Raw genomic sequence first — 1646 nt, forward strand, 5'->3', positions numbered from 1 at the left:
AGATGTGCAAGATATGTATGGTGGAAAAATACACATGATGGATGCTTTTACTAAAGAGATTACTGACATACCAATACGGAAGGAAGAAGAACCAAATCAAGAAGGTTTATCTGTATCTTTAACGGAAAAAAACGGTAGTGTAAAAGATGTTCGCTTAAATAAAATTTTGCAACCAGATTTATATGAGACAGTCCATAATTCTGTTTTTGAGGGGAAAGAAAGTTCGTTTGTTGTACATCAAAAGGATGCACAGATTGATTTAAATGATCTAGTCAAAATAGCCATATATGATAAATGGGCACAAAGAGAAGTGGATTTTGTAGATAAAGCTGAGGATCAAAAAGAGTTAAGGTTTAGTGAAAAAGAAGTAGAGTTATATAAAGAAATGAAACAGGAAGGTTATGCACCAATTGAGTCATTAGAACAAAAATTACAACCACTTCCTCATACAGCTAAACATGTTACAGCTTCGATGGAGAAAGAATTAAGTGGAAAATATGAGGCTTTTAAGCGAGCACAATCTCATGAAACAGTAAACGATATTGATAGTATTATTCATCGTGTACAAGTGGAAGAGCGTTATTTTGCAACCAAAAATGTAGCAATTGATAATGAACTCATTACCCAAGAATCTGTCAATCAATTAGAAAGTAAAGTACAAGAAAAGTTGAATAAAGAGGGAATTACGACTACTAAGCAGACCGCATCGAAATTGGTTGATCGGGAAAAACAATATGAACCATTCTCGAACTTTACGCAATTCCAAAATGTTGCAAAGAAAAAGAAACAAGAGGTGGAATTAGGACGATAAATGGTTCGTTTACACAATTTAATAAAGAATCAATGTCATCACTTATCGTTGAGAACGAGAAGTGATTTTTTATTATAAAGGAGGAAGTGAAAAATGAATATACAAGAACAACTGAAGCAAGAAGAAATCAGAGAAGCTTTGTATAAACAAGCACTTCAGATGACTGGAAAACAAAAAGAAAAGTTTCCTGAAGGAAATATGCATGAAAAACAACGAGGAGTGGAAGCAGGTGTTACTCGTTTTGCGATTCCATCTGTGACAAGTGCAATGGACTGGGGGCAAGGAGATATCACAATTGATATTCATCATGATACAGGGAAAGTAAAAGTATATGAACAAGAAATAGATGGTGAGAATTGGTCGAAATCTTCTCTTCGACTTACAGGAGAGAAGCAATTGTCTGATGTGGTGAAAAATTTGATAAAACAAAGAGCGATTGAGCGGCAAAGAATGGATGAAACAGCCAATCAAAAGAGGGGAAATCAAGTAGAACAGTCTTTCTCACCTCTAGAGCCATTAGATGAAAAAAATCATGTGGTGATGCCTAAAGCAATGCCAAAAGAGGCATATAAAGAGTCATATAAGGAACAAATTTTAGAAGAGATTGCCCCTTCTCAGGATGAGATACGTTACAAGGAACAATACCAGGCAGAATTGCTTATGTTATTAGGAGTTGATAATGAAAAGGAATCAGATCCAAATAAACAAACCTCATCAAAAGAAAAACAGGATAATAGTCCAGGGCAACAAGAAGAAACGTATACGAAAAGTCGGGAAGAGCGTGTCAAAGAAATGAAAGAGTTTGAGAAGACACATTCATATCCTGAAGTATACC

General features: G+C 35.0%; 1 protein-coding gene and 1 pseudogene. Both read left to right on the forward strand.

The features are described 5' to 3' along the window. Positions 1 to 811, forward strand: a pseudogene (locus tag BPMYX0001_RS25180) (hypothetical protein); the annotation flags it as partial. A 93-nt stretch (positions 812 to 904) separates the two neighbouring features. Further along, positions 905 to 1646, forward strand: a 742-nt coding sequence (locus BPMYX0001_RS25185; RefSeq protein ID WP_033799352.1) for a hypothetical protein, incomplete at its 3' end; no start/stop codon positions are given.

The sequence above is a fragment of the Bacillus pseudomycoides DSM 12442 genome (genome assembly GCF_000161455.1).
GTDB classification, from domain to species: domain Bacteria; phylum Bacillota; class Bacilli; order Bacillales; family Bacillaceae_G; genus Bacillus_A; species Bacillus_A pseudomycoides.